Source organism: Bacillus sp. VT 712 (assembly GCF_001614195.1).
GTDB classification, from domain to species: Bacteria; Bacillota; Bacilli; order Bacillales; family Bacillaceae_H; genus Priestia; species Priestia flexa.
On sequence record NZ_LWBK01000007.1, the window covers coordinates 55,493 to 78,467 of the forward strand.

Here is a 22,975-nt window from a genome sequence, read left to right on the forward strand (position 1 = left end):
TTTTACAACGTACCAAAAATATTTTTTTAAAATTTTCTTTTACCAATGTACTTAGCAATCTGGTATAACGCTTTACGCGCTTTATTATCTGGTAACTCTTTCAAGATCATCATGGCTTTTTCAAGGTAACGCTCACTTACTTTAACAGAGCGATCAATTACGTCAGAAGAAGTAATATACGTAATAATTTCGGAAATAAGCTCCGTTTGATTGTCTGCTACAAATAACCTCTCAACTTTAAGACGGAAATCTGGATCCTCTAATGCGTAAAGAACAGGCAGTGTGATGTTCCCCTGTAGCAAATCACTTCCTACCGGCTTACCAAGCTTTTCTTCCGAAGATGTAAAATCCAAAATATCATCTGTAATTTGAAACGACATTCCCACATAGTAACCGAACAGGAATAGCTTTTTATGTATAGATTCTGGAGCACCGGCCGCGATTGCCCCCAGCTGACAGCTTGCTGCAATTAACAACGCTGTTTTTCGCTTAATACGACGCAAGTACGTACGCAAGTCTTGATTTAAATCATATTTATCTTTAATTTGTTCAATCTCACCTAGCGTTAGTTCAACCATCGTATCAGATAAGATTTTATGAGCATCCACTTGTTCAATTTTAGTAATAGTTTCAAGCGCACGCGCAAAAATATAATCCCCCGTATACATAGCAATTCGATTATCCCACTTGGCTTTAATCGTTGGCTTACCCCGTCTCATATCCGCATCGTCAATCACATCGTCGTGAACTAAAGACGCCATGTGTATCAGCTCAAGGGCTACTGCGACATGCTTAATCTGATTGACATCATAAGAGCCAAACTTGCCGGCTAATAAAACAAAGACAGGGCGAATTCTTTTTCCCCCTGCCTGTAAAAGGTGAAGAGATGCATTTGTAATTAATGCCTCTTTTGTTTCAATCCTTTGCTCTAATTCTTTTTCAATTAGTGCAATATCCGTGTTTAGAAAAGTATACATCATTTTTAATTTCATTGGACTCACCTAGCATTATAAATTCATTTCAATCGTTCGATGTTACACTACTTTACACATTAATATTTATTACAATTGTCTCTATACTCGTTTGTACCCTAAATGCATTGCAGCTACTCCACCGGTATAGGTTTTAACTTCAATGTCTTCAAATCCTGCTTGTTTAAACATTTCAGCCAGTTCTTTTGGGCCTGGGAAATCGCGCGCTGATTCTTGAAGCCATGAATATTCATCGTAGCTTTTAGCAAATAGCTTCCCAAATGCAGGCATAATATATTTAAAGTATAAAAGGTACGCTTGTCGGTAACCAATCATGGTTGGCTGAGATGTTTCTAAACATACCACTTTCCCACCTGGCTTTACTACTCGGTACATTTCTTTCAATGCTGCCATATAGTCAGGAACATTTCGAAGACCAAAGCCAATTGTGACATAATCAAATGAGTTATCTTCAAACGGTAAATTCATTGCGTTACCATGCAATAATTCAACATTTAAAAATGATGATTGGTTCATTTTTTCATGCCCAATCTTCAGCATGTTTTGACTAAAATCAAGCCCAATAGCTTTACCAGTTGGACCTACAGCTTCAGCCATAGCTAATGTCCAATCAGCTGTTCCACAGCATACATCCAGTGAAGTTGTCCCTGGCTGTACGTCCATTCGCTTCATCGTATCTTTTCTCCATGCTTTATGACGCTGAAAGCTAATTACTGAATTCATTTGATCATAATTTTTATATATTTTCTCGAAAACTCCATGCACACGCTCTTCTTTTGATTGCTGCATACTATCCTTCTCCTACAACATTTTTAAGACGCTCTAAGCTGCCAATCATCTCGTATAAATGCTCTTTTAACGGCTCATTAATGAAAGGTGAACCTGCTGCTAGGTATTGCTTTACCACAGCAATTGATGGTTCACTTGAAGCATAAAGCGCTTCTTGAATTCCAATGCTTTTCATTCCATTTTTATAATAATTGTCTAATAAAATCGAGGCTTCTTGTTTTGCCAACTTTATTAGCTGGGTTGAAATAGCGTTTAAACGACAGGCATGTTCTAAAAGCTCTCGCCACTCCGGACAATTAAAGTAATCACATAAGGAATTAATAAGCGATGATTCAACCGTAAAGAAATTCGTCATCATATCCTGTACGTCTTGTGTTTGGTTATGATAGATGTGGATTTTAGCAATATTAATTTCTTTAATAGACGAAGCAATTACCTTAATTAAGTCAATTTGCCCCGTTTGTGCTAAGTAATAGTAATACAAACCGCTATAATAATCACCTGCTAATACTGTTAGCTGTCGCTTGTGCAGTTGTGTTCCTTCACTATCAACATCTTGAGTAGAGACCAGGTCGTGGGTATCTAGTGCAGTTTGCACAAGCATAACTGACAGCGCACAGCGACTCCATTTTTGCTGTTCAAGTGAAAGAGTCGTTAAAAACGAGCATATGTATAATAATTTATTTTCATCTACAGTTGGATGATGAATAAATTTTTGAACATATGGATGACTCAACTCAGCATGAATTTGTTTTTTCATGTCTGCAACCGTATCGTAGATGTTTTGCACATTCATCACCCTTGTCTCCCTTTCAGTCACTGCTTTTTCCAAAGTAAATTCGATAGTGTCAATTATACCATAACTAAAGGTTAATTTAACCTTTAAAATCATAATCGACGGCTAGGTTATGATTTGATTTTATCGCATTTTTATTTTTTCCATTCTTTACATGTTGTTATTCACTTCACTTGAAATGGTCGTGTATACCATAAAAATAAAAGCAGGAAACTCCTGCTTATTTTTTAACGTCGGATTCAACCTCACCATGAACCGTTTGGATAAGTGCTTTGCCTCTTATTTTAATTGCTGACGTATGCTCTGTGAATTGAGCAATCATCACTTCGCCTTTATCTAGCTTTTCAGAGTGATGAAATCGTGTATCTGCACCTCTTGTTAGACCAATAACATTTACACCATCTTCCACTGCTTTGATGACGATGTATTCCGGATTCGATTTTTGTGCCATAATTTTCCCTCCATCTCTAGCCAATTACGACTTGATTAATGATAATACTTCTGCGCGTGCTGCTTGGTCGTGCTCAAATACTCCTCGAACCGCTGATGTAACGGTCATAGCTCCTGGTTTCCGAACGCCTCGCATTGTCATGCACATATGTTCAGCTTCTACAATAACCATGACTCCATGAGGAGATAAGGTTTCCACGATTGAATCAGCAACTGTAGACGTAATCCTTTCTTGAAGCTGTGGGCGCTTAGAGACAGCCTCCACTGCACGTGCAAGCTTACTTAATCCAGTTACGCGACCACCTTTTGGAATATATGCAACATGAACCTTTCCATAGAAAGGAACCAAGTGATGTTCACACATTGAATGAAAGTTGATGTCTTTTACTAAAACTAACTCTTCGTGTTCCTCGCCAAATATAGTTTTAAAATGTTCGTTTGGATCTTCGTTCAATCCCGAAAAGACTTCTTCATACATTTTAGCCACGCGCTTTGGTGTATCCAATAGCCCTTCTCGATTTGGATCTTCTCCAATCGCTTCTAAAATCTGCCTTACTGCTTGTTCGATTTGTTCTTTATTTACAGTTGACATCCTGTAGCCTCCCATTCGTTGCATTACGACGTAGTTAAAAAAATTCTAGCATATGTATGTACTAAAGGCAAAAAAGAAAGGTCGCAAAATATGCGACCTTTCAAAGCTCTTGTATTATGACTATAAAAATAGACATTTTATGTAAATATTATTTTACAGCGTCTTTAAGAGCTTTACCTGGTTTGAATGCAGGAACTTTGCTTGCAGCGATTTCAATCTCCTCACCCGTTTGAGGGTTACGACCTTTACGTGCAGCACGCTCACGTACTTCAAAGTTACCAAAACCAATTAGTTGAACTTTGTCACCGTCTTTTAAAGCATCTAAGATTGTATCAAAAACAGCATCAACTGCCTTTGTAGCATCCTTTTTTGAAAGCTCACTCGCTTCTGCAACAGCATTGATTAATTCTGTCTTGTTCATGCCATTCACCTCCTCCCAAAAATCGGATCATATAAAAACTAAAATCCCATTACAAAAGGAATCTAGTAATCGACGATATCTCATTTGTTAACAAAATTAACGAATATTATACATAACCTATGTATCAACAAGCCTAATAATAAACGATTGTTATGAATAATTCAACGTTTTTCATTTTGTCTCGGAGACTTCCATACCAAAACTAGTATGTCCAATCGATTTCTTTTAAAAGATTAACATATCGCTAATAGCATAGCAAGCAGAAAATCGTTATATAGTAAAAAAACAGAAACATATGTTCTTTCACATACTTTTTACCCTTTATTCGTTTTGATAATATCCAACATTTTTCCAGCCTTCAGCTTTTAAACATAAGAAAAAGGCTCCTTATTAAAAGAGCCTGCAACCGTCTATTATTAATCAATGTTATAAAATAATCGCAATTAAACCACCTGAGCCTTCGTTGATAATACGCTCTAGCGTTTCTTTTAGTTTGTAGCGTGCATTTTCCGGCATTAGCGAAAGCTTTCCTTGTATACCTTCTCTTACAATAGAGCTTAATGATCTACCAAAGATATCTGAATTCCAAATTGACAGTGGGTCATCTTCAAAATCTTGCATTAAATAACGGACCAGCTCTTCACTTTGTTTTTCTGTACCGATAATTGGAGCAAACTCAGATTCTACATCCACTTTAATCATGTGAATTGAAGGTGCAACGGCTTTTAAGCGAACTCCAAAACGAGATCCTTGACGAATAATTTCCGGCTCATCTAGGCTCATATCTGCTAAAGATGGTGCTGCAACCCCATACCCAGTTTGCTTCACCATACGAAGCGCATCTGATACTTGATCATACTCCATTTTAGCATGCACAAAATCTTGCATAAGCTGTAATAGGTGGTCTCGCCCACGAATTTCAACACCTACAACCTCTTTTAAGATTTGATCATATAAGTCATCCGGAGCATATAAATCAATCTCAGCAATTCCCTGCCCCATTTCAATCCCTGCTAATCGAGCTTGCTCAATGAATTCGAATTCTGTAAACTGTGCCACTACCCGATCAACATCGCGTAATCTTTTAATATCTTTTACCGTCTCTTGAACTGCTTCTTGGTAACTTTCACGTAACCAATGCTTATCTTTTAATACCATAACCCAGCTCGGCAAGTTAACATTAACTTCTAGCACAGGGAATTCATATAGGGCTTCTCTTAGCACATTTAGAACGTCTGTATCACGCATACTTTCCACGCTCATGGCCAACACTGGAATGTCATACTTCTCGTTAAGATTTACTCTTAGCTTCTCCGTATCTGGGTGGTAAGGCTGAACGGTATTAATAACCATGATAAAAGGCTTTCCTACTTCTTTTAATTCATTGATTACTCGCTCTTCCGCTTCTAGATAGTCATGGCGTGGAATATCTCCAATTGTGCCGTCTGTTGTAATAACAACACCGATTGTAGAATGCTCTTGAATTACTTTTCGAGTGCCAATTTCAGCAGCTTCATGAAACGGAATCGGCTCTTCATACCAAGGAGTATTAATCATTCTAGGACCATTTTCATCCTCGTAACCTTTCGCACCTGGAACTGTATATCCTACACAGTCTACCAATCTTATGTTAACATCTAGCCCATCGTCCACTTGTACGCTAACCGCTTGATTTGGAACAAATTTGGGCTCAGTTGTCATAATCGTTTTTCCTGCTGCACTTTGAGGCAATTCATCTTGCGTTCGTGCTCGCTCTGCTTCATTTTCAATGTGAGGTAATACCATTAGCTCCATAAACTTCTTTATAAAAGTTGACTTCCCTGTTCTTACTGCACCAACTACCCCTAAATATATATCGCCTCCTGTACGTTCAGCGATATCCTTAAACACATCTACCTTTTCCAAAAGATCCCCTCCGATCTATGAGTTCATAGGATATGACATCCATTGCGAGAGTAAATTAGGACATTATATAGTTATGACGTTGTCCTATTAAAATATGACTTTCGATAGAAAAATTTATAATTTTTTTCATGCACATGCTGACTCAATCACAAGTTAGGCTAAAATTTCTTATAAGAAAGAGAAAACCCCTTCTCTCTGAATTTTATTCAGCGAGAAAGGGTTCATGACTCATTTTTCTAAAAATATTGGCTCATTTGTTTTTTCGTCGATGGTATAGGGCAATGAATAAGCCGGAACAAAAGAAGAATGCTCAACTAGAAGGTTCCGGATATCTTCTCCTTCTTTATATGTATGTTTATGCTTTTGCAATACTTCATATAAGTCCGATGAATAATCTACAAACAGCTCACCTTTCCCATTTAATACAAGAGGAAGTAATTGACCGCTATAAGGACTTACAACTGTAGGTGGCTCTTTCATATTTAATTTTTTATAGTCAATAGAAAAAACACCATCGGCAATGACCTCTTTAAATGGCGCATAACCACTATGTTTTTGTCTGTATAGATTCAGATAAATATTTACCTCTTTGATTTGTTCAGCCATTCGTAAATCTATTAATTTAACGGTTGGATTCTCCTCTACATCCACCAGCATATATGAAAAAACGCCTCCGCTTTCAAACGCTGTACCGGGTGGCTCTTGCATATAGCGTGGGCTGAGCTTGTTAAATTCAATGGGATACTTTTGATAAATAGGCGTATTGTTATCCCTTGTTTTAATTGGTAATAATCCTCCGCTATCTTTTTGAAAGTCATCAACCGCTTGTTGCACAGCTGCAAGCTGATTTTTATAAGGCACCTGATTTTGAGATAGATTAGCCTCAGGGTATAAGCAAGCTGATAATAAGAATGTTATGCTACAAAAAATTATAAATAGTAAGATTTTTCTCATTAAACTTCACCCTATCAGTTTTTGTTATGCTCCAGGTGTTGGTCCACTAAAGACAACAAGCACCATAATGAATCCCGCAATAATCATTAATGTATAGGCAATGAAAGCGAGTACATATTTAAATATAACATTTTTAATTTTGTAACGACTCAAATAAATAGAAAACACAGAAATAAACATAAATACAATTGAACCAAGTGAAATCCACATTTTTAATAACGCTGGCGACACCGCTCACCCACTCCCCTTCTTGCTCTCATTATAGCATAGGAGGTCCATATTTCGTGTAAAAAGAGGGAATTTAAGGATTCTATTAATTGACTCCAAATAAAAACCGAAATAAAGGGGGCACTTTATTTCGGCTACAACTAAATATTCCCATGAAGAGTTCCACTCATCTTTATTTACATGTTATTTTATGCACCTACAAGTGATTCCGCATCACCAATTGCCTACTTTTTCTACATTTCTTTGCAAGTTAGTTCTTTCGTTCTCCTAAAATGTTCGCTAAATCTTCCATTTCATGAGTTTTCGTACGAGACATTAAAGAATCTACAGCTGCTTTTGCACTAACATCATTAAACAGCACATCATATAACGCTTGGGTAATTGGCATTTTTACATCATATTTTTCAGCTAGCTGGTAGGCAGCTTTCGTTGTCCGAACACCTTCTACTACCATCCCCATATTATCTAGCACTTCTTCCAATTTATGACCTTTGCCTAGCATGTTCCCCGCACGCCAGTTTCTTGAATGTACGCTTGTACACGTTACGATTAAATCACCGATTCCAGTCAATCCTGAAAACGTAAGTGGGTTTGCACCTAATACACTACCAAGTCGCGCAATTTCTGCTAATCCACGCGTCATAAGTGCAGCTTTAGCATTGTCACCATAACCAAGGCCGTCAGTAATTCCAGCAGCTAATGCAATAATGTTCTTCAACGCCCCACCAATTTCTACCCCTATTACATCTGGGTTTGTGTATACGCGAAAATATTGGTGATTATTAAACAAATCTTGTACTTTTTCGGCTGCTTTCATATTCTTAGAAGACGAAGTGACAGTAGTAGGCTGTCTTCTACTTACTTCCTCTGCATGACTTGGTCCAGATAAAACCACTACGTCCTGTAATTTAGCAGGCTCCATTTCTTGTTCAATCATTTCAGAGATGCGAAGCAGCGTATCTGGTTCAATTCCTTTACTAACATGAACAATTGTTAACGGATTGGTCGCAACCTTTCCAAGGCTTTGTAACACTTCACGAATTGCTTTTGTTGGAACAGCTAGAATAACTGTTTCTACTCCAAGAATTGCTTCTTCTAATGATGTGTAGCCTCGCATAGTCATTGGAAGCTCTACGCCGGGAAGGTATTTTTTATTTTCATGCATTTCATTAATACCATCAATTATTTCTTGGCGATGTCCCCATATACGTACATCATGACCATTATCCGCTAATACAAAGCCCAAAGCTGTGCCCCAGCTTCCTGCACCTAATACCGCAATTTTCTCCATGTTATCTGCACTCCTTTTTATTTTCGTGATCGAGCAATAATTCGAATTGGTGTTCCTTCAAATCCAAACGCTGCGCGCAGTTTGTTTTCTAAGAAACGCTCATAAGAGAAGTGAAGTAGTTCAGGATCATTTACAAACACAACGAAAGTAGGTGGTTTAATCGCTACCTGCGTTGCGTAATAAATTTTAAGACGTTTACCGTTATGTGTTGGTGTTGGGTTCATCGCAACTGCATCCATGATCACATCGTTTAAGATACTTGTTTCGACACGCATTGCATGATTTTCATTTACCATATTAATAACTGGTAAAAGCGTATGCGTACGTTTTTTTGTTTTCGCTGATAAAAAGACAATTGGCGCATACGTTAGGAATTGGAAATGTTCACGAACGTTTTCTTCAAACTTTTTCATCGTCTTATCGTCTTTTTCTACTGTGTCCCACTTATTGATAACGATAACAACTGCCTTACCTGCTTCTTGTGCATAACCGGCAATCTTTTTATCTTGTTCAATAATTCCTTCTTCTGCGTTTAATACAACTAAGACAACATCTGAACGTTCAATCGCTCGTAACGCACGAAGCACACTATATTTCTCTGTGCTTTCGTATACTTTACCGCGCTTTCTCATACCAGCTGTATCAATAACAACATACTCTTGTTCTTCTTTTGTAAACTTTGTATCAATCGCATCACGAGTCGTACCTGCAATATTACTTACAATAACGCGGTCCTCACCTAGCACAGCATTTACAAGTGATGATTTCCCAACATTTGGTCGACCAATCAAGGAAAACTTAACAACATCGTCTCCATAGTCTTCATCTTCATCTTTTGGGAAATGCTTAGCTACTTCATCCAATAAGTCTCCTAAGCCCAAACCATGCGTTCCTGAAATAGGGAATGGCTCTCCATACCCTAAAGCATAGAAATCATAGATTAATTCTTTCATTTCAGGGTTATCAATTTTATTAACTGCTAATACAACAGGTTTTTTAGATTTGTATAGAATCTTTGCCACTTCTTCATCAGCTGATGTAATACCATCTCGTCCATTTGTTAAAAAGATAATAACGTCCGCTTCATCAATAGCAATTTCAGCTTGTTGCTTAATTTGCTCTAAAAACGGCTCATCTCCAATATCAATTCCTCCTGTATCAATGATATTAAAGTCCATATTAAGCCACTCTGCTGAGCTATAAATACGATCGCGCGTTACGCCTGGAATATCTTCAACAATTGATACGCGCTCTCCTACAATTCGATTAAAAATAGTTGACTTCCCAACATTTGGTCGGCCTACAATCGCAATAATTGGTTTTGGCATGCGAATCTTTCCTTTCTTTGATCTGTTCTATGTATAAATAGTAACCTTTTGCTTATTCGTTTCACAATTGAATATTTTTAATAGATAAGATCATTCATTTTCAAAAACCGAGGTCATGCAAACATGCATGACCTCAAATTATTGCCTACTAGTCAATATGTTATTTACATGTATGCAACAATTAAGAGTACTCTCTCAATCAAACAATTCTATCAAAAAAGCTGCTTCACAACAACAAATTTTTCAGAAAATCAATTATTAGGCTTGACCGGACTATGCTTTTGACGCTGGAATTTTCCTAACAACCAATCGAACTGTGATGCAAGGGACCGCACAACTTTCCAAATAAAAAGAAGCATTAGTACAGTAGCTACAAGGTCAAGGAACATTGGCTGTCCCACGGGATGCGGCATTGAGATATTCGTGACTATTAAGCTATATAGAAAATCTCCCCCTAACAATCCTAGCAAAATAACGATACATCGCATGTGATCATCTTTTACTAGAAGAAAACCAATATATAAAATAATAGCTGTTAACAGCCATTGTCGGTTCACAAAAATCCATACTGGATCATACAGTTCTAACAAACAAAAGCCTACATAAGCAAACATGACAATCAGTGAAATAAATAATACGTATAATTGCTTTGAAGTTTTAAGCCTTGAAATATCTACACACACCATAACTAATAAGAAAAGATAAGTATAGCTAACGAAAAATGGACCTATCCAAACGTACGTTGTTGATAGCATAATGCTTATCAACAACAACATCGACACCTTCCACCGTAAAGACGTTTTATGCAAAAAAAATGTTGAAATGACCCATCCAATCCAAGCAAACCAATAGAATAGAAAACCTTCCATCTTCTCAACTCCCTATTTCTTCATTATGTATCAGTTTTACAAAAATTAACCCTTTGCATAAGCATAGAAACATAAACTTTGGTAAACCTATAATGAATCTAAATAAGGAGGTGAAAATTGTGGGAAAAGACCGTCAAGAGAAAAAGCTAAAGAAATCAAAGCGAGTTGAATCAGATCGCGACCAAGGCTTGCATTATCCAGGTGCAACTAGTTTACAAAGCCCTGAAGAAGGGAGAGATACCAATGGACAAAGATAAGAGGCTGATGATTCTTTCTCAAAGACGAATCGTGACGTTTCTAAACAATTTAAGTTGTAGCAACCAGTCCGTTCCATTGCGCTGCAGACACTCGCTGTCCGCGGGAAGGAGTCTGAGCTTCCTCGCCGCACTGCGGCGGGGTCTCAGCCTTCCCTCTAGTTTCCGCATGATTTACTTGTCCTACGCCGCTCCATTCCATTAGTTTTTTGAATTGGTTTTCCAATTTTAAAAAAAGCCAAACTATAAAAGGGGTTACCCATCAATAATTTGGATATAATATTGACTTAAATACTTATGTCCTAGCCTCGTATTTTCATTTTAAAACAGGATTCGAAACGGAATAAACAGATTTCTGTTGTCCTGTAAGTAAAAAGAGTAGCGCTCCAATTAAGAGAAGTCCACCTGATAGATAAAATCCTAACTCCATGCTTCCTGAGCGATCAGCAAAATAACCAGTGATATATGGTGCAAAAATAGATGAAAGCATCCCGCTAAAATTAAAGAATCCATACACTTTAGAATACATTGTAGATGGCGTAATAGATGCAATGTATGAAATGAGGATTGGATCTAACGCTAATTTCCCAATCAGCCCATACACTATGAGTCCAACTAACAGCCAAACATAGCTATTTGTGTAGGGGATTAAAAATTGACATAGTGCCCCAGCAATTGACAAACTAACAATCAATGCTTTTTTATTTTGAATTCGATCGGACATATAGCCAAAGAAAATGGCTCCAGGAATAGATGCCCAAGGTACTAATGAAGCAATAATACCTGTTTCCGAAGCTTCAAGACCCCTAGAGCTTTGTAGGTAATACGGTAGCCATGTTAGCATTCCAAAAAAACCGTAAAGTGAGCAAAAGATTAAAATGTACACTAGAATATGGTTTTTCGTAAATAGTTTCCGCAGTGGTTCTTTTTCTTTTGCTTGTACCTTACTCTCCTTTGCTCTCCCATCTTCCACAAACAGTGCAATTAAAATAGCTACAATTATAGTTGGTACAGCAAAAAGATAAAAAGTGAACTGCCATCCTTTATCAAGCGTATATGTAATATACGATGAGCCGATAAAACCTAGTGAAATACCAAATGCCATACCGCTGTTAATCAATGCCGACACAAGCCCTCGATATCTTTCTGAAGTGATGCTTGAAGAGATACCGTACTGTGATCCATAATAAGTACCTTCTCCAAGGCCAGTTAGTGCACGCATTAGTAAAAACATGCCGAACGTCGTAGCCAAGCCAGTTAAAAAGGTTGCTACCCCAAATAAGATATATCCAATAACAAGCACCTTCACTCTTCCAAAACGATCTGCTAAAAAGCCCGTGGGAATCTGCATAGCTGCATAGGAGGCAAAAAACACCGTAGCCATTAACCCGAGCTCTGTTTTTGTCAGCCCCCACTGCTCTCCAATATCTCCCATCACCGGAGATAAAATATTGCGATCTGCATACATAAAAACCCAGCCTAAAAAGAATAGAAAAATGGTCAGTACAGGATGTCCTTTTTTCATAACCACACCTACTTTTCTGTATTTTCAGACTATTATATATAATAAACGTTTGTTATTTCATCCAAGTTGTCAGGTTTTCTGCCTGCTTTTTTTACTATGATAGTAAAAATCCGATTCAAAACAACAAAACAAGCACACGGTATCGTGTGCTTGTTTTGTTGTTTTGGCTATCTATTATTAAACTTTTCAATCGACACTGGTCGCTGACATAGCCAATCATAAGTTTTTCCCGTAATAACAAGCGGAACTTGCTGAAGCTCTGAAATAGAACCAGTACCTAATGCAACCATGATGAACCTTAATTCTTCATGGAGTTCTAAAACTTCTTCGATAACAGCTTCTATACCTGAATCCATTAAAACAGACAGTAGACGCCCAGCTAATCCAGTTGCTGAAGCACCTAAAGCGAGCGATTTGGCTACATCCATTGCTGTTTGAATACCTCCAGAGCCGATAATTGAAATACCGCCTACACTCTGTGATACTTCTGCTAAAGATGCTGCGGTTGAAATTCCCCAATCGTTAAAAAAATGAAAATGATTCTCACGCCTCTCATTTTCGATTTTCGAAAAATTCGTACCGCCGTAACCCCCAACATCAATAATACTCACGCCGACTTCTTTTAGTTTAGTCGCTGCCGCAGCGCTCATCCCAAAACCTACTTCTTTTGCTATAACAGGTACATCTAAGGCATTCACAATTTGTTCAATGCGCTTTAAAGCTCCCGTAAAGTCCCGATCTCCTTCTGGCATAACTAGCTCTTGAATTACGTTCAAGTGGATTTGCATCCCATTGGCTTCAAGCATATCAACAGCCCGCTTTGCCTGATCCACTGTCGCTTCGCTTCCAAGGTTAGCAAGGATGATTCCAGTTGGGTTTTCTTGCCTTACTACTCGATATGTTTTTTCTTCTTCTTCGTTTTTAATCGCAGCCATCTGTGAACCTACAGCCATCGCTAAATTACAAGCGCTAGAAACTCGTGCTAGAGAACGGTTAATTTCTTCCGTCTCTAACCCGCCGCCTCCAGTCATTGCATTGATAAAAATTGGCGAACTCAGTGAAAGTTCGCCAATCTTTGTATTTAACTGGACATCTTTTACACTTTTATCTGGCAAGCTGTTATGCACAAACTGAATGTCGTCGAGTCCGTGTAAGCGATGTTGTCCGGTTTGAATCGCATGATGAATGTGATCGATTTTTCGTTTCGCTCTACTCACCAAACATCACCATTATTTTAGTTTTTTTAATTGATCTCCAATCATGTCGCCTAACTGAAAACCTTTTGATTCTTCTTGAATATTGTAGTCACCATAATCCACCGGCCCTTCTTCCTCAAGGTCACGAATGCTTAATGAAATTCGACGTTCGCTTTCGCTCACATCTAATACCTTTACTGTAACCTTTTCTCCTTCAGTTAATACTTCATGAGGAGTACCAATATGTTTGTGAGAAATGTGAGAAATGTGTACAAGCCCTTCTACACCAGGTAATACCTCGACAAAAGCTCCAAACGATACTAATCGGCGAACAGTTCCATCGACTACATCACCTTGTTTAAGCTTTGAAGAAATATTGTCCCATGGTCCCTCAAGCGTATCTTTAATTGATAAAGAAATACGTCCGTTTCCTTTATCAACTGATAGTACTTTTACCTTTACGCTATCTCCTTCTTTTACTACATCAGAAGGCTTTTCTACTCGCTCGTGTGAAAGTTGAGAGATGTGAACAAGACCATCAACGCCTCCAACATCAACAAAAGCTCCAAAGTCTGTTAAGCGCTGCACTGTTCCTTCCAGTACTTGACCTTCCGCTAAAGAACTAAGAGCTGTTTGTTTCTTTTGCGCGTTTTCTTCTTCAACAACAGCACGGTGTGATAGGATAATACGATTTTTTTCACGATCGAGTTCTACGACTTTAACCGTTAACGTTTGGTCTTGATAGCTAGCAAAGTCATCAACAAAATGCGCTTCAACTAAAGATGCAGGGATAAATCCTCGCACACCAATGTCTGCTACTAATCCACCTTTAACAACTTCCTTTACAACAGCTTCAAACACTTCGCCTGTGCTTAGTTTTTCTTCTAAATCATCCCAAGCTTTTTCTGCATCGACTGCTTTCTTAGACAAGACTAATAGCTCTTCTTCAACTTTAATTACCTTTGCTTGAATCTCTGTATCTTCTTTAATTACATCACTTGCTTTTTCAATATGTAAACTTGATAATTCACTGATTGGAATAACACCATCTAGCTTGCTGTTGGCAACTTCAACTAGAACTTGCTTATCTTCAACTTTCGTTACAGTTCCAGTTACAGTTTCGCCAACTTCTAATGCTTTTACTTCTACTTGATTCATATCTTCTACCATCGTCTTTTCCTCCTTCAATATCTAGCAGCAATATATTTTCAGATAAAAAGCAGCGAAGCTCTTATCACTATATATCCTTGTATCTATTTTTGTATAGAAAAAACTCTCTTTGTTACTAACTTCTAATAAATAGAATCTTTTGTCAAGCGAAAAGCTTATTAACTATTGGTATTTTTCAATCAATTTAGCAATTTCACTCATAATTGCTTCCGTCACTTCATCAGCAGATGCACGGCGTTCTCTAAACTCTGACATATCTAATGGCTTTCCATACACTACTTTCACTTTAGAAAATGCTTTATATGGACCAATAATTGCACACGGTACAACATCAGCTGTAGAACGCAGTGCAAAAAAACCTACTCCCGCTAACCCTTTTTTTAGTTTACCGTCTTTACTTCTTGTTCCTTCAGGGAAAAGGCCAAGCACTTTTCCTTCTTTTAGAATTCCTAATCCTTTTCGCAGAGCTTCACGATCTCCCACGCCGCGCTTTACTGGAAATGTTTCTAATTTAGGTAAAATGGTTTTTAAGACGGGTGCATCAAACAACTCTGCTTTGGCCATGAACGAAATCGGACGAGGGCATGTAATCCCTACGGTAGGGGGATCAAGGTTATCAATATGATTTGAGCACAGCAATACCCCACCTTCTGATGGGATATTCTCTGTACCAATTACTTCATAACGATAAACAGGTTTTAATATACCGCGTACTACTGAACGTGCAAATGTATAAAAGCTCACAGCATTCCAACCCTTTCATGTATAATAGAAAGTATTTTTTCAACGACACCTTCAATTGACAATGCTGTTGTATCAATTTCAATTGCATCATCTGCTTTTTTCAAAGGCGCGACTTCACGCTCTGAATCAATTTTATCTCGACGAGCAATGTCAATTTTATGCTGTTCTAGATTAGATGGGAAACCTTTTCTCACGTTCTCTTCATGACGACGCTGAGCTCGCTCTTCCACTGATGCAAGTAAAAAGATTTTCACTTCTGCATGAGGAAGGACGTGCGTACCAATGTCACGCCCATCCATTACAACGCCTCCATTTTGAGCTAACTTCTGCTGTCGAACGACCATTTCTTCACGCACTGATCGGTGTTTAGCAACGATTGATACTGAATTTGTCACCTCTGCTGAACGGATCTCGTTGGTTACTTCTTTACCATTCACACTAACAATCTGTCCATTTTCAGAAGGTTTAAGTTCAATCTCTGTTTCATTTAATAAACGAAGTAACGCTTCTTCGCTTTCTAATTTAACCCCTTGCTGCTGGGCTTGATACGTAAGGGCACGATACATCGCACCTGTGTCTACATAAATATATGATAAATTTTCTGCTATAATCTTTGCTACTGTACTTTTCCCAGCTGCAGCAGGTCCATCAATAGCAATTGAAATTCGCTTTTCCATAAATCCTCCTTGACGTGCTAACAAGAACATATTTTTCATTAATTTCTTTTTACACGAAAAAAAAGAGCAGGTTGCCCCCTGCTTTTTTAATCATTGTTTCTATTTTATCATATCGCTGCTTTACTGGTCGAACGTTTCAATAATTTTGTTGAAATTATTTTTTGCTACTCCTTCATACTGTATAACCTTTGAAAAATAGGTTGTATGTTCGCTGTAAAATAAAAGAGCCTGAGCAGCAAACAAAAAGAAGAACTGAACAATAACAAACTTCACTAATAAGCTTTCAATCCGCTTCATGTTAATCTCTCATTCCATTATTGTATTTACATACTAGTTTGGAACGAACAGGTTTAATTTATACTTACTTTATAACAATCCCTTTCTTCTTAACTCGAGCTGACGCTTTAACGTATAGCGCATTAGTAGCTGTTTTGCTTTTATATTTGGACTCAAAAACTCTACGGATAGCTGCCCTTGCTGTTCGTTAATTGGCTGTTCAACACGAACAAGCTTACCTTGCAGTTCAAGAGTTACCTCTTCCTCTTCATGCTTTAGTAATAAGCCTACCTTAACTTCTTCATTCACTTTAAAATCACTTCTTTCAGACAGGTTAATACAAACCCCTCCGGCACTTAAGTCTCTCGTAAAGCTCTGCAAGGAGTTTTTCGCTTCACCATATTTCTCCATAACTACCGTTAGCGTTACGGGAACTCGAAAGAAATTTCTTCTCTGTACAGCTTCTAAAGAATCGTCTCCCGGATAGTCTAATTCAATAACAGGTATATCTTTAATTGCTCGATCTTTTACTTCTGTTGAGAATCCATAAACGGCTTTATCTTCCCCTACGAACATGGCGTTTAATTTTGTTCCCTTCATTAGGAAAGCTGTTTTTTTGGTCTTTTCGTTAAATGGATAATCAATTATCAGTTTGTGTTCTGTACAATCAACCACTTTACATCGATAGGTGATTTGATCTTCTTCACTTTCTAAGTTAAGCGGCATTCCAACTTTAATCATATAAAAGCCCCCAATTTCATTAGTATTCCTACTATTAAAAATAGTAAAATACACTTAATTTATAAACATATTTTTAGCCCTATATACTCATTTAACCTCCAATAAATAACATGATTCCTTATATAAAATAAAAAGAGTTTGGGACATAACAAAATGATTGCTTCTAAAAGACGAACACTAGCTGTTCCAATCTTTTTGGTTTGTCTCAACACGTTCGTTCCATTGCGCTACGCTCCATTCCACCCTGTTTCCAACATTGTTTTCACAATCAACAAAAAACCTGAACGATTAAAAGTGAGAAACTCTCAATCGTTCAGGTTTATCATTAGCTGAATTACTTATGTCCCAGCCTCTTTCGATTAAACTTCGTCATAGATTGGTTCAGCGTTTTGTAATTTATCTACTTTTTCTTCAAATCCTGTTTTTGCATTTACAAAGATTCGATACGTATCGTCATTAATTGTACCAAGAAATTCGTAACACAATACTTCTTCCTGTAAGTCGTTTTCAATAATGGCTAAGCGATCTTCCATCACTTTAAGGTTTGGATTTAATTTTGATTTAGCTTCTTCTTTTGTAATCGTTGGTTCAGGAATCTCCCGTGTACGATGTCGTAATAAAAACTCTTTTGCTGAGAAGCCAGCTACCGTTCCATCATCCAACGCCATTTTCATCTTTACAGCATCGGGATAAATACGCACTCCACTTTCAGTTTCTTCAACAAATGTAAAGACACCAAGATTATCGTACTGAGCGCTTTCAGACATTACAAGGCTTTCAAAGCGATGATCTTTTAAAAATTTATTGGCTTTTTCCATTGCTTCGTTTAGGCTAATATTTTGTTTTTTGACGTCTCTGTTTTCTAATACCCAAATCGGATATCCACCTTTTTTCGTAATATCCATATAAATCTCTTTCTTTGTTGAAGGGTCTTTAATTGTTAAGCTGTAAAAAGGATAATTAGCCCCCTTACCACTTTCCGCAATGTGCATTTCTTCTTTTCCTTTTAAATCTAAAAACGATCGTGCTACTTCTTTGGCAACTCTTTCATCTACTTCACGACCTTTAAGCTGGCCAAATGCTTTTTTCTCGTCTTCGTTTGATGTATTTGTAATACCTAAGTCTGATTCAGCATAGGAATCCATGCTCTTTTCGACAGTTTTCAAGCCATCAATAATGGTATTGTCACCCTGCTTTTCTTTTGTTGCTAAAGCTAGCTCTACATCCATCCATCTTAAATTATTGTCAATAACCAAATGCTGAACTGTACGCATTTCGTTCTGAATTTCAGATGACTTCTCATACAGAGCGTTCAATGTCTTATACTCTTTATCTGTAAGCGGTGATTTACCGAGATCTCTAACAGCTACCTCGTATGCAAAATCGCCAATATCGGATAAGAACTCTTCCGTTTTATTAAAAGGTAACAGCGCTAATGGCAATTGTCCTACATTGCTATGCGCTTCTGAAGTTAAACGCCATACTTCTGCAAGCGCTGGCGATAATTGATCTCGAGAACTCATCGCTAATGTCCCGCCGATTTTATCATTTAATAAATCAAGCTCGTACGATAAATCATGAAACGCTCGTTGATACGTATTTTCGGCTTGTAATAAAACAGCATCTTTTTCTTGATGCTCTGTATACCCCCAATATCCGACTCCTACCACACCAACTGCTAAAATTGTAATTAAAATTGTTCGAATCATTATTATCACCTCTCTTAATTACAGAAAATGTGTTTACCGATTTGTTTAATTTGCGGTCGTGACCAAATCCATGCGCTAGTTGCTGTATCTGGATTAAAGTAATACATTGCATTACCAGTTGGATCCCAGCCGTTAATTGCGTCCAATACAGCTTTTTTTGCCGTTTCATCTGGTTCTAGCCAAATTTGTCCGTCTGCTACAGCAGTAAAGGCTCTCGGTTCAAAGATAACGCCTGCTACTGTGTTTGGAAATGTTGGACTGTTAACTCGGTTTAAAATAACAGCTGCTACCGCTACCTGTCCGTTATACGGCTCGCCTCGCGCTTCTCCATATACAGCATTAGCCATTAGCTGTATATCATTTTGTGAAAATCCATTTGGAACATTTAAAGCTGTTGGCTTTTGCGCTTTTTCTTGCTGTTGTTCACTGCCTCCATTAGTAGCAGCTTTGTTAGTTTGATTTTGTTGAGGAGTAGCTTGATTATTATTTTTACCTTCTGATTGCTGCTGTCCTCGTGACTGTTGACCTGTCGGCTGTTGTTCACTGCCTCCATTAGTAGCAGCTTTGTTAGTTTGATTTTGTTGAGGAGTAGCTTGATTATTATTTCTACCTTCTGATTGCTGCTGTCCTCGTGACTGTTGACCTGTCGGCTGTTGTTGCTGACTTTTGGATTGTGATTTTGCATTTTTTTGTACATTGTTCTGACTAGACTTTGCTGAAGAACCTTTTTGTTTATCAATTGGAACTCCACCGTAATGGGTAAATTTATTTCCTTTTTTCAACTCAGTCTTTACATGATACTCATAGTATTTCGTTACGTCTGCTAACTTTTGTTTGGTTTGGGCTCCGGCTAATCCATCAACCTTTTTTATACCAAACTCATACTGGAAATTTCGAAGTGCCCAGTACGTACTCCATCCAAAAACACCGTCAATTTTCCCATTATAAAAGCCGATGTACTGTAAGCGAGACTGCAATTCAATAACGTCTTCCCCTACTGCACCCTGTTGAATGACTTGATTGGTAAATGCTGATGAAGATTGGGGATTAATCATTGTTATTGCTAATAAAGAACATACGCAAGCTGAACAAATATACTTTGTAATTCGTCCCATTAAAAACATTCCATAACCTCCTACATCGTATGTAAGTGATAAGATGATAAGAGTATTTTTTGTAAAGGATGTTTTTTTATACAGGCTAGGAGAAATTTGCTCAAATAAACAAAAAAAAAGTAGCTTTCTTATGAAGAAGCTACGTCTTTTTATTAGGCAATAAACACTTTTTTCGCTTGCTTTACTTTGCGTAATCCCAACCACCATAAATAAATCATAAATGGAATAATAATAAAAATCCAATTATCCATGGTGATAATAATATAATCATAAATACCATGTAATAAAAATGGTGTGCCGATTGAATAGAGCGTCCATTTTATTTTTTCATTTCCTTTTGAAAATTTTGCTTTTCCTAAGTAATAACCCATAATAACTCCAAATAAGGCATGGCTAGAAACCGGTAGAATCGCTCGACCAATTGCTGATTCTAAACCGTTAGCAAACAAGTAAAAAATATTCTCAACAGTAGCAAATCCTAACGAAACAGAAACACCGTATACAATGCCATCATAATGCTCATCAAACTCAATGTGTTGATATACTGTAAAAAATAAAATAAACCATTTAAAAAATTCTTCCAAGAAACTAGTGGAAACGAACGCTTCTACAAAAGGGGAATGAAGTAAATTTTCTTCTTGAAGCACATATTGGATAAACATAATCGGCAACACAAGCATCGCGCCAAAAATGAAAGTTTTTAAGACCATTGAAATGGGTTCAGTTTCATACTCATCTTTTAAATAAAAAAAGCTCAGTAAAGCTAGTCCAGGCGCAATACCTGCAGATAAAATAGCCAACATAAAGCAGCGCCTCTTTTCATCTGTTTTTTTCCATCGTATCATGTTATTGTTAGAAAGAAAATCATTTATCTACTACCTAATTGAAAGTAGCAAAGACTTTTAACAATTTGATAACGAAAGGATGTCATTATGAAAACTCTTTATATCATTCACACTGGTGGAACTATTTCAATGAAAGAAGATGCTCAAACTGGATCAGTAAAACCTGATGATCATAATCCTTTGCAACACTCAACACCTTCCATCGCTAGCTTAGCAAATGTAATTGTTGAAGAAGCGTTTCATTTACCTTCGCCCCATATTACACCAAAAGAAATGCTTACGTTAGCAAAAAAAATTGAGCAAAAGATTGAGACCGATCAAATTGATGGCGTCGTGATTACACATGGTACTGACACGCTTGAAGAAACTGCTTACTTCCTGGACTTAACAACTAAAACAGATATTCCAATTGTATTAACAGGTGCCATGCGCTCTAGCAATGAAATTGGATCAGACGGGCCTTATAATTTTATTTCTGCAGTTCGCGTTGCTTCAAGTGATGCAGCTAAAGGAAAAGGCGTTCTCGTTGTCATGAACGATGAAATTCACACAGCTAAGAATGTGACTAAAACACATACAAGTAATGTAGCTACCTTTCAAAGCCCTCAATACGGACCAATTGGTATTGTGACAAAGCAAGAAATATCTTTTCATCATATGCCAACAGAGCACGAATTTTACCCTGTAGATAACATTGACAAGCAGGTTGTTTTACTGAAGGCTTATGCGGGTATGGATGAACAACTTTTTCAATCACTGGCATCTTTCCATATTGATGGCTTGATTATTGAAGCTCTTGGTCAAGGAAACTTACCTCCACGCACCTTACAGGGTTTACAGCAACTATTGGATAAAAACATTCCAATTGTATTGGTATCTCGTTGCTTTAATGGGATTGCACAAGATGTATATGGATACGAAGGTGGAGGAAAACATTTAAAAGAATTAGGCATGATCTTCTCAAATGGACTAAACGGCCAAAAAGCCCGAATTAAACTGTTAGTTGCTCTTCAAAGCTCTTCAAACCAAGAAGAAATCCAAGAGATCTTTCATAATTAATAAAAAGACAACCATAAAGGCACAATACCTTTATGTTTGTCTACTTGCTAAATATTCAGCAATTTGTCTTCCATGAAAACGCCCATTTTCAATAAAAATTTCATTTGCATTATTTCCTGCTGCAATTACTCCCGCAATAAAAATACCTTGCACATTCGTTTCCATTGTATCAGGGTCAAACAGCGGACGACCTGATTCAAAATCAATCTCAATGCCCATTTTCTCTAAGAATGAATGATCTGGATGGTAACCGGTCATCGCAAAGACAAAATCGTTTGGAATTGTAATTTCTTCTTTTCCATTTGAATACGTTACCGTATGCTCATCAATACGAGTTACAACTGCATCAAAAATCATTTCGATGGTGCCGTTTCGAACCAAGGCTTCAAACTCTGGTAAAATCCAAGGTTTTACGCTCTTTGAATACTCTGATCCTCGGTAAATTACCGTCACGCGAGCGTCCGCCTTTACTAGTTCCAATGCTGCATCCACACTAGAGTTTTTTCCGCCAATGACAACCACATCTTGATTAAAGTATGGATGCCCCTCTTTAAAATAATGATGGACTTTCGGTAGATTTTCACCAGGAACGCTCATATAGTTTGGTGAATCATAATAGCCAGTTGCAACAATAACATGCTCTGCTTCGTATTCACCCTTTGAGGTGGTGACAACAAACTGTCCTTGGTTGTTCTTGTGTACATGTGTTACAAGTTCAAATGAGTGAATTCGTAGATTTTTGCGTTTGACTACTTCACGATAATACGCAAGAGCTTGATTTCGCACAGGTTTTCTGTTTTCTGTAATAAACGGAACACTTCCAATCTCTAACTTCTCACTCGAACTAAAAAACGTTTGATGGGTAGGGTAATTATAAATAGCATTTACAATATTCCCCTTCTCAATTATAAGAGCATTGATGCCGACCGCCTGCAATTCCAAAGCTGCAGAAAGTCCACAGGGTCCCCCTCCGATAATAATTGCTGTTTCTTTTTTCAAACTGCTCACTCCTTTACTTCCAACGAACTTTAGCGTTATACCAAGCTCTT

25 protein-coding genes are annotated in these 22,975 nt (G+C 37.6%); 2 read left to right on the forward strand and 23 right to left on the reverse strand.

What is annotated here, in order from left to right; all coding sequences use genetic code 11:
* Window positions 1-26 precede the first annotated feature (26 nt).
* The 12 genes from hepT to A2U94_RS04995 form a co-directional block, all read right to left on the reverse strand.
* Entirely contained in the window at window positions 27-992 is a 966-nt protein-coding gene (gene hepT / locus A2U94_RS04940) for a heptaprenyl diphosphate synthase component II (protein ID WP_025908385.1), read from the reverse strand.
* A gap of 81 nt (window positions 993-1,073) precedes the next feature.
* Entirely contained in the window at window positions 1,074-1,781 is a 708-nt protein-coding gene (locus A2U94_RS04945) for a demethylmenaquinone methyltransferase (RefSeq protein WP_025908384.1), read from the reverse strand.
* A 1-nt stretch (window position 1,782) separates the two neighbouring features.
* Window positions 1,783-2,577, reverse strand: coding sequence for a heptaprenyl diphosphate synthase component 1 (locus A2U94_RS04950; protein ID WP_226372911.1), 795 nt, complete (start codon window positions 2,575-2,577; stop codon window positions 1,783-1,785).
* A gap of 220 nt (window positions 2,578-2,797) precedes the next feature.
* Window positions 2,798-3,028: a trp RNA-binding attenuation protein MtrB gene (mtrB, locus tag A2U94_RS04955; protein WP_025908382.1), complete on the reverse strand. Its 231-nt coding sequence runs from the start codon at window positions 3,026-3,028 to the stop codon at window positions 2,798-2,800.
* Window positions 3,029-3,052: 24 nt separating this feature from the next.
* Window positions 3,053-3,619, reverse strand: a complete 567-nt coding sequence (gene folE / locus A2U94_RS04960; RefSeq protein WP_025908381.1) for a GTP cyclohydrolase I FolE — start codon at window positions 3,617-3,619, stop codon at window positions 3,053-3,055.
* Window positions 3,620-3,767: 148 nt separating this feature from the next.
* Entirely contained in the window at window positions 3,768-4,040 is a 273-nt protein-coding gene (hbs, locus tag A2U94_RS04965) for a non-specific DNA-binding protein Hbs (protein WP_025908380.1), read from the reverse strand.
* 426 nt (window positions 4,041-4,466) lie between these two features.
* A complete protein-coding gene (spoIVA, locus tag A2U94_RS04970; RefSeq protein WP_025908379.1) occupies window positions 4,467-5,945 on the reverse strand; it encodes a stage IV sporulation protein A in 1,479 nt (492 codons plus the stop codon).
* 228 nt (window positions 5,946-6,173) lie between these two features.
* Window positions 6,174-6,899, reverse strand: a complete 726-nt coding sequence (locus A2U94_RS04975) for a YphF family lipoprotein (protein WP_025908378.1) — start codon at window positions 6,897-6,899, stop codon at window positions 6,174-6,176.
* Between the two features lie 24 nt (window positions 6,900-6,923).
* Window positions 6,924-7,130 (reverse strand): DUF2768 domain-containing protein, encoded by a 207-nt coding sequence (locus A2U94_RS04980; RefSeq protein WP_025908377.1) that lies wholly within the window; start codon window positions 7,128-7,130, stop codon window positions 6,924-6,926.
* Between the two features lie 247 nt (window positions 7,131-7,377).
* Entirely contained in the window at window positions 7,378-8,418 is a 1,041-nt protein-coding gene (locus tag A2U94_RS04985; protein WP_025908376.1) for an NAD(P)H-dependent glycerol-3-phosphate dehydrogenase, read from the reverse strand.
* Window positions 8,419-8,435: 17 nt separating this feature from the next.
* Window positions 8,436-9,746, reverse strand: a complete 1,311-nt coding sequence (der, locus tag A2U94_RS04990; RefSeq protein ID WP_025908375.1) for a ribosome biogenesis GTPase Der — start codon at window positions 9,744-9,746, stop codon at window positions 8,436-8,438.
* 251 nt (window positions 9,747-9,997) lie between these two features.
* Window positions 9,998-10,615 carry a YphA family membrane protein gene (locus tag A2U94_RS04995; RefSeq protein ID WP_025908374.1) on the reverse strand — a complete coding sequence of 206 codons (618 nt, stop codon included), beginning with the start codon at window positions 10,613-10,615 and terminating at the stop codon, window positions 9,998-10,000.
* 119 nt (window positions 10,616-10,734) lie between these two features.
* On the opposite strand from A2U94_RS04995, the gene A2U94_RS20405 reads away from it, so the two are divergent.
* On the forward strand, window positions 10,735-10,872 hold the full coding sequence (locus A2U94_RS20405; protein ID WP_064484030.1) for a YpzI family protein: 138 nt from the start codon (window positions 10,735-10,737) through the stop codon (window positions 10,870-10,872).
* Window positions 10,873-11,185: 313 nt separating this feature from the next.
* Here A2U94_RS20405 and A2U94_RS05000 read toward each other — a convergent pair whose 3' ends face one another.
* The 10 genes from A2U94_RS05000 to prsW form a co-directional block, all read right to left on the reverse strand.
* Entirely contained in the window at window positions 11,186-12,394 is a 1,209-nt protein-coding gene (locus tag A2U94_RS05000; RefSeq protein ID WP_025908373.1) for an MFS transporter, read from the reverse strand.
* Between the two features lie 167 nt (window positions 12,395-12,561).
* On the reverse strand, window positions 12,562-13,611 hold the full coding sequence (gene fni / locus A2U94_RS05005) for a type 2 isopentenyl-diphosphate Delta-isomerase (RefSeq protein ID WP_025908372.1): 1,050 nt from the start codon (window positions 13,609-13,611) through the stop codon (window positions 12,562-12,564).
* A 12-nt stretch (window positions 13,612-13,623) separates the two neighbouring features.
* Window positions 13,624-14,760: a 30S ribosomal protein S1 gene (gene rpsA / locus A2U94_RS05010; protein WP_025908371.1), complete on the reverse strand. Its 1,137-nt coding sequence runs from the start codon at window positions 14,758-14,760 to the stop codon at window positions 13,624-13,626.
* Between the two features lie 162 nt (window positions 14,761-14,922).
* Window positions 14,923-15,504 (reverse strand): lysophospholipid acyltransferase family protein, encoded by a 582-nt coding sequence (locus A2U94_RS05015; protein ID WP_025908370.1) that lies wholly within the window; start codon window positions 15,502-15,504, stop codon window positions 14,923-14,925.
* Window positions 15,501-16,181, reverse strand: coding sequence for a (d)CMP kinase (gene cmk, locus A2U94_RS05020; protein ID WP_025908369.1), 681 nt, complete (start codon window positions 16,179-16,181; stop codon window positions 15,501-15,503). Before cmk ends, A2U94_RS05015 begins: the two co-directional genes overlap by 4 nt.
* Before the next feature lie 120 nt (window positions 16,182-16,301).
* Window positions 16,302-16,478, reverse strand: a complete 177-nt coding sequence (locus tag A2U94_RS21445; RefSeq protein ID WP_160169862.1) for a YpfB family protein — start codon at window positions 16,476-16,478, stop codon at window positions 16,302-16,304.
* A 69-nt stretch (window positions 16,479-16,547) separates the two neighbouring features.
* Entirely contained in the window at window positions 16,548-17,198 is a 651-nt protein-coding gene (locus A2U94_RS05025; protein ID WP_025908368.1) for a flagellar brake protein, read from the reverse strand.
* 359 nt (window positions 17,199-17,557) lie between these two features.
* A complete protein-coding gene (gene ypeB, locus A2U94_RS05030) occupies window positions 17,558-18,907 on the reverse strand; it encodes a germination protein YpeB (protein ID WP_025908367.1) in 1,350 nt (449 codons plus the stop codon).
* 14 nt (window positions 18,908-18,921) lie between these two features.
* A complete protein-coding gene (gene sleB / locus A2U94_RS05035; RefSeq protein WP_025908366.1) occupies window positions 18,922-20,031 on the reverse strand; it encodes a spore cortex-lytic enzyme in 1,110 nt (369 codons plus the stop codon).
* A 143-nt stretch (window positions 20,032-20,174) separates the two neighbouring features.
* Entirely contained in the window at window positions 20,175-20,825 is a 651-nt protein-coding gene (gene prsW, locus A2U94_RS05040; protein ID WP_025908365.1) for a glutamic-type intramembrane protease PrsW, read from the reverse strand.
* Between the two features lie 129 nt (window positions 20,826-20,954).
* On the opposite strand from prsW, the gene A2U94_RS05045 reads away from it, so the two are divergent.
* The gene (locus A2U94_RS05045; protein ID WP_025908364.1) at window positions 20,955-21,926 is read left to right on the forward strand and encodes an asparaginase; all 972 of its coding nucleotides are present in this window, start codon (window positions 20,955-20,957) and stop codon (window positions 21,924-21,926) included.
* Window positions 21,927-21,956: 30 nt separating this feature from the next.
* On the opposite strand, the gene A2U94_RS05050 is transcribed toward A2U94_RS05045, so the two are convergent.
* Window positions 21,957-22,925 (reverse strand): YpdA family putative bacillithiol disulfide reductase, encoded by a 969-nt coding sequence (locus tag A2U94_RS05050; protein WP_025908363.1) that lies wholly within the window; start codon window positions 22,923-22,925, stop codon window positions 21,957-21,959.
* Window positions 22,926-22,975 lie beyond the last annotated feature (50 nt).